This is a genomic window from Aequorivita aurantiaca, assembly GCF_030410135.1.
Taxonomy (GTDB): Bacteria; Bacteroidota; Bacteroidia; order Flavobacteriales; family Flavobacteriaceae; genus Aequorivita; species Aequorivita aurantiaca.
Genome location: NZ_JAUGQQ010000010.1, coordinates 72,705 through 78,939 on the forward strand (window position 1 = coordinate 72,705; position 6,235 = coordinate 78,939).

4 protein-coding genes and 1 other RNA gene are annotated in these 6,235 nt (G+C 36.7%); 3 read left to right on the forward strand and 2 right to left on the reverse strand.

The window, feature by feature from the left end; all coding sequences use genetic code 11:
* Positions 1–413: 413 nt before the first annotated feature.
* Positions 414–1,031, reverse strand: a complete 618-nt coding sequence (locus tag QRD02_RS12490) for a hypothetical protein (RefSeq protein ID WP_290255291.1) — start codon at positions 1,029–1,031, stop codon at positions 414–416.
* 109 nt (positions 1,032–1,140) lie between these two features.
* Positions 1,141–2,349, reverse strand: a complete 1,209-nt coding sequence (locus QRD02_RS12495; RefSeq protein ID WP_290255295.1) for an NAD(P)-dependent oxidoreductase — start codon at positions 2,347–2,349, stop codon at positions 1,141–1,143.
* A 126-nt stretch (positions 2,350–2,475) separates the two neighbouring features.
* Here QRD02_RS12495 and ssrA point away from each other — a divergent pair.
* The 3 genes from ssrA to QRD02_RS12510 form a co-directional block, all read left to right on the forward strand.
* Positions 2,476–2,874, forward strand: a transfer-messenger RNA (tmRNA) gene (gene ssrA, locus QRD02_RS12500).
* Positions 2,875–3,397: 523 nt separating this feature from the next.
* On the forward strand, positions 3,398–4,906 hold the full coding sequence (locus tag QRD02_RS12505; RefSeq protein WP_290255292.1) for a helix-turn-helix domain-containing protein: 1,509 nt from the start codon (positions 3,398–3,400) through the stop codon (positions 4,904–4,906).
* A gap of 283 nt (positions 4,907–5,189) precedes the next feature.
* Positions 5,190–6,235 (forward strand): phage tail-like protein (locus QRD02_RS12510; RefSeq protein ID WP_494337475.1); only part of this gene is annotated, 1,046 nt, incomplete at its 3' end.

Below are 6,235 nucleotides of genomic sequence, written 5' to 3' on the forward strand. Positions count from 1 at the left end.
TAACAATGTTTTATGTAACAAGTAGGGATATTGTATTTTATGAAACATATTAAAAGCCCAACGGGATTCATATTCTCGATTTAAGACAGGTTGAAAAAAATAATAGGGATTGGTTTTTGGCTATTGAATGCTAACGACAAGTTTTGTAGCATCTTCAACTCTTCAAAATAGATATACCGAGTCAGTTTATTCCCCTCTGTAGAATTTTATCACGGGTAATACAAATAACTTAACCCTTCTCAATTTTAAATACCAGACTAAAAATTCCGTGTAACATATTCGACGTAACATATTCGACATACAAGTAAGTAGTAAAATATTACCAAAGTTTACCCCACGTTGTGCTTGAAAATATTTCAACAGCGCATAAAAAAAGCAGCACCTAAGTGCTGCTTTTTATTATATAATGACAATTAATGATATGACATTATTAGCCATCGTTGCAAAGCCCCGTCATACATTATTTTGACCATTCCATACCGTCGAATGTTAGTATTTGAATCAGCCAAAATTCTATTCTGTGGAGCAGATCCGTTATCCTCTACCTTAAGTTCCAATTTTCCACTTACTGAGTATAACCAAGCCGTTATGCCATCTGCTGCTGCCGGGCCTCCTAAAGATGAAACATCAAAACCAGTAATATTAAAATCCCCATTTGTTGCAATTATTTTTAGGACAGGAGTGGTAGAATTGGCTCCCCCAGGCCAAAGAATCATATCAACATTGTGTCCCACCGTACCTGTAAAGGTAGGCAAAGTGCCAATTTTATTTCTTCGTTCAACCGTTTTTAATACGTTGTTTTCCAGATAAATATTCTCGCTCATTTCTATTCTCACAAAATTACCCTCCTCGTCCATTCCTACAACTTGTGTAGCCACTATTTCATTATCTGATCCAATTCCAAGGTCTCTTACCCGGATACTTCCATTTACGTCGAGGGTTGAAGTGGGCTCAGTGGTATTAATTCCTACTTGTGAAAAGGAGCTTATGCCAACACATAAGCATGCGAAGAGTGCAGTTAAATTTTTCATTTGGGGCAAAATTTAAGTTATTCAAACCTATTACTTTAAGTTTTAATGACAAAACACTCTTCCGAATTTTCGTTAAAACAACTGCTAAAGTCGATGAAAAACAAACTTGCTATATATTTCCATCTACATAAGCCTGTAAATAGGCAAATTTTGGAGTAAGTTTCCCTTCCTTGGTAGTAATTTTTGCCCTTTGAAGAATTTCCTCTTTATCATCATCAAAAAATGCTGGTATTACATTTTCCAAAAACATATCGCCAAAACCTTCACTTGCATCTTTTGGCAACTCACAAGGCAAATTATCAACCGCCATAACAGTAATTGCTCCCTGGGCATCAAAGGCCGTTTCCTTTTCCGAGTGCGGATCATACCCATAAAACGGATCTGCGATTGTTGAAGCGCGAATGGTACTTGCTATAGGACCGTCAACATCGCAGGAAATATCGGCAACTAAATTTATCTTGAAATCAGTATTTTTGGCATCCTGCTTCGTAAAAATATAGGGCGCGCCATTGCCATAGAAATGGCCCGTGATAAACATATCGCTCACTTTGGCATATTTCATAAAATCACTTTCATAATTCGACGGATCGTTGTAGAATTCTTTCTTGTCAAATTCGCCGCCATCCTTACGCCTGTTATATTCCGAAACATCTATAATACAATAAACAGATTCATTGTAATCATTTATGAGATACTCGGCATCGGTCACTTCCCTGATTTTTAAGTGATCCAGAATCTCCTTCGCGCCCCGCGCAACTTTCCCTGTTCCGGAAAGAATGATTTTTATGGGGGGCAATTCAATTTTATTCAATTCATTTTTCAATGCTTCTAGATCGGAAAGTTGCTCCACTTTTGGAAGGGAAAACAGATCATCGCGCACGCCCAATGCCCTAAATCCGTTATAAGCGCCAACCAATCCCGCGTAATAACCAAAGCCGATCAACCTGTGGTTGTCCTCAGTAACGATAGTTTCATGATCAAAAAGCTCAATTCTTTTTTCAAGAATCGTTTTTAATAGTTTTCGGTTATAGGGTTGTTTTTTAATGGTATGGCTAAAGAAGAAATATTTTTTATGCGGAATCAAAGCTTCCACGGGCACTTCCTTTACACCCAACATTACATCTGCTTCTGAAATATCATCTACCACTTCAAAACCTGCTTCCCGATAGGCTTCATCAGAAAATATTCGGATGTTCGATGATTCCACTATAATACGCGCATCCGAAAATTTCTGTATGACTTCTTGGCATTTTTCAGGTGAAAAAACCACCCGCCGATCCGGCGGACTCTTTCGTTCTTTGATAATGGCGAAGGTTATGGGCATTTGGTATGTTTTTTGAGTGAATTATTGCGGTCGCAAAGATATGATTTTTCATGTATCTTTGCCGCCTTTGAAAGCCGTATGCTATAGGCTAAAGCAGTAAATTAATGTTCATTGAAAATAGGGGCCGACTGGTTTTGACAGCGGGTCTAATTGTATTGTAAGCATGTCGAGCGCTGGGATATAGCTCGTTAATATCATATTTCACACTTTTTAAACGGCGAGAATAACTACGCCCTAGCTGCATAATCCGAATTATAGTAGGATGTGCCTCGGCCCACAAGGTGGGCAAGCAGGAAGTCACCCAACTGCCTTGGTTTACGGCGGTTGAATTTGTGGCTTCGTAAAAGTAAACCTAGCGATGCCAGTGCTTTGATGGCATCGTGAAACCCAACTAAAGCTAAGGGGTGCGATGGTAGTTTTCGACCGGCAAGCCCACGAACATTAAAATGGAAACTATGCATGTAGAAAGCAGTATAATTGCTTGTTTGGACGAGGGTTCGAATCCCTCCGGCTCCACTTTTTTACTGTCAAATCAATAAACAAACCTTGTAATTTTATGAATTACAAGGTTTTTCTTTTTACTTATATTCTTACAACTGTTTTATAGAAATCTCGTTCTTTTAATACTTTTATATATTCAAAGAATTTTCTTATTTTTACGAAACTCCCCACAAATCTTAAACTTCCTTAGCTTAAAAATTTATACCGAAGAGTATCCTATTCGTAGAGCTAAAGAAATTTTTATATCTTCTATTTAAGAATATATAAGGAAAAATGTATTCCTAAATGAAAGTAAAACTATTAACATACAACTTAATTTTGGAAGAGGGATTCATTCCACACAACGAGTCATTAATTATAGGAAATTTTAAAACTTTCACCCAACAGCTCTCTATTATACCTACTTTTTTACAAAGAATTCGTGCTGTTGGATTGTCTTCTCTTGCACACCGGGTCATTATGTTTCAGAAGTTCCCACCATAAATTGACTTTAAATTTTTTCGACTTTTTTATAATACAAATAATTTAAGACCCCAAGTCTATGAAAAACCATTACTTAATTTACACATGGCTGCTATTTTTTGGAATATCCGCTATTTCACAAGAGGAATATGATTATCAAAATGCCAGTTCCTATTTCCAACTTTTAACCCTGTCTGAAAATAATCCGTCTGAAGCCCTTCGTCTAGCGGATTCATTAGCCAATAATAGCACCTCTTCAAAAGATGTTATTGAAGCAAAAATGATTTCGGCAACTATTTATGAAAAAGATGGTGATTTTGAAAATGCCATCCTATTCGCATTTGAAAGCTTGGAAAAATCCTTCGAAAACAACTTCAACTTCTCAAGAGCTACGGCCGAAATATTTTTGGCAAAGCAATTTAGGATGGCCGGATATTCCATTTATGGTGAAAAATTTTTAAATAGAGCTGAAGAAACCGTCCTCTCACTGCCAAATTCGGATTTAAAACTTCGCATTAAGGGCGAGTGGTTTTTGGAGAAAGGCCAATTTCTTTTAAATAAAAAGAAATATTTAGAAGCACTCCATTCCTTTCGGCTTGCCACCGATTTTTTCCTAAGCTATGAGTCAAATTCAAAATTGCAAAATATTTTGCTTAAAAAAACCACTTATCTTTTGGGATATACCAATTTGAAAATGGAAAAATTCGAGGAAGCATTTATCAATTTGGATAGGTCCCTTCTCTATTCACAGCTGAACCACCCCTATTCCAAAATTTGTCAGGCCATGATTTATAATGGTTATGCAAATCTTTATTTTGAAATGGATGATTACCACAATAGCGAAAAATACTTTATTAAAGCTACTACAATGTTGGAAAACGCAAACAGCAACGCAGCTAAAATAAAAGTATATGCGGACGCTTTAAAGTTTTTTAAATGCAATAATGAGATAGAGAGCGTTTATCATTATTCCGAAAAATATTTAAGCGTCATTGCTTCTATGGACCGGGAAATGGTTGGGGTAATGGAATCTGATTTCTGGGAGAAGGAAGAAAAACTATACGCAAGAAAACCAATAGCGCGCTACGCTTTCGTAGCGGCAATCGCTTTAATTGGATTTGTTACCTTTTATAAAAAGAATTCATTTTTCAATAAATTAATAAAAAGGAACGGTGATAAAAATAAAGATATTCCAAAAAAGCAGCCAGCGCATCGTGAATATTTACCACCGGAAACTGTGGATATTCTATTGGAAAAATTGGATGAATTTGAAAAAAAGAAAAAATACCTAAACCAAAAGCTATGTCTTTCGCTAATGGCCGCCCAATTGGAGACCAATACTAAATATCTTCGTTATATAATTAAAAACTATAAATGCACGGACTTTACCACATATATTAATGAGTTGCGAGTTTCCTACATCATCAATAAAATGAAGACTGATCCACATTATTTGCAATATAAAATAAGCTATTTGGGTAAAGAAGTAGGTTTTACATCCCATAGTCGCTTTACAAAAACCTTTAAAAAGTTGACAGACTGCACGCCTTCGGAATTTATTAATAAAATAAAAGTATCCGAAAATTAATCAAGGTTTACCATTGGGTTCTTAAGAAAAAAATTATGATCAGTGTTAAATTTTTCCGGATTTCAAACAGTATATTTCTCAAAATTTCTAATTTAAGTATATAAATATAATGTGTTATTTGAGTTTTCGGGGTTTTTGAATTTTAATCCTAAAACCCAGTTAATTGGTTCCTTTTTCAATAAGTTTTGTCTTGTCTTTTTCTGGAAAATGACAAATATGCCATAGTAAAAACAAGTTTTTTAATGGATAGTTTTACGATTAGGAAAACTATATACTTCACCCCATGAAAAAACTTTTACTATTATTTATTCTGTGCACAAGTAGCCTCTTTGCTCAAGTAGGAATAGGAACCGTGAATCCCGATCCTGCCTCTCAATTGGAAATAACGTCATCAAATCGAGGTGTATTAATTCCTCGTTTGGCACTGACGGATGTTTCCGACCAAACAACAATCACCGCAGGAAATGTGGAAAGTTTGTTGGTGTACAACACAACCGAAAACAGTTCTTTAACCAGAGGTTATTATTATTGGTATCAAGGCAAGTGGCACCGGCTGATTTCAAAATTGGATCTACCGGACAACATTGTTATTTGGGATCCTGTGAACAATCAGTTTACCTATATTGATGAAAATGGAAATGTTCAGATTATCGATATCAACGATTTAATTGAAGAAACCCTCACGACACTAACCGATAATGGCGATGGAACCATTTCCTATACCGACGAGCAGGGCAATACAACCATCATAGATATCCGAGATCTGGAAACATTAACATCACTGATGTTAAGTGCAGACGGGCAAATTTTGGAGTATAAGGATGAAGCAGGGGTAACAACTCAGATTGATGTTGCAGCTTTGGTACAAAATCTTGAGACCGTGACCTCGCTCATCAACCATAACAATGGCGTTTATGACTATACCTCGGAAGACAATACCATTACCACTATCGATGTAATTGCCGATGTAGTTAACAACATCCAAAACCAGGGCGATATTTACACTGCTATCATCAACCTCATCAACAGCAACAGCACCACCGATATTTTTGTGGACAATGGCGATGGCACTTTCACCCATACCGCCGCAGATGGCACTGTGGTTATGTTTGATGCCAACACCCTCACCTTCGTAAACAATGGAAACGGCTCATATACCTTCACCAATGAAAATGGCGAGACCCTTACTATTGATGTAATTGCCGATGTAGTGACCAACATCCAAAACCAGGGTGATATTTATAACGAGATCATCTCAATCATCAACAGTACCACCGATATTTTTGTGGACAACGGCGATGGTACCTTCACCCATACCGCCGCAGATGG

Excerpts from the sequence above, each read along its gene's own strand:
- QRD02_RS12490 (WP_290255291.1), bottom strand. The coding sequence starts at position 1,031 with ATGAAAAATTTAACTGCACTCTTCGCATGCTTATGTGTTGGCATAAGC.
- QRD02_RS12505 (WP_290255292.1), top strand. The coding sequence starts at position 3,398 with ATGAAAAACCATTACTTAATTTACACATGGCTGCTATTTTTTGGAATA.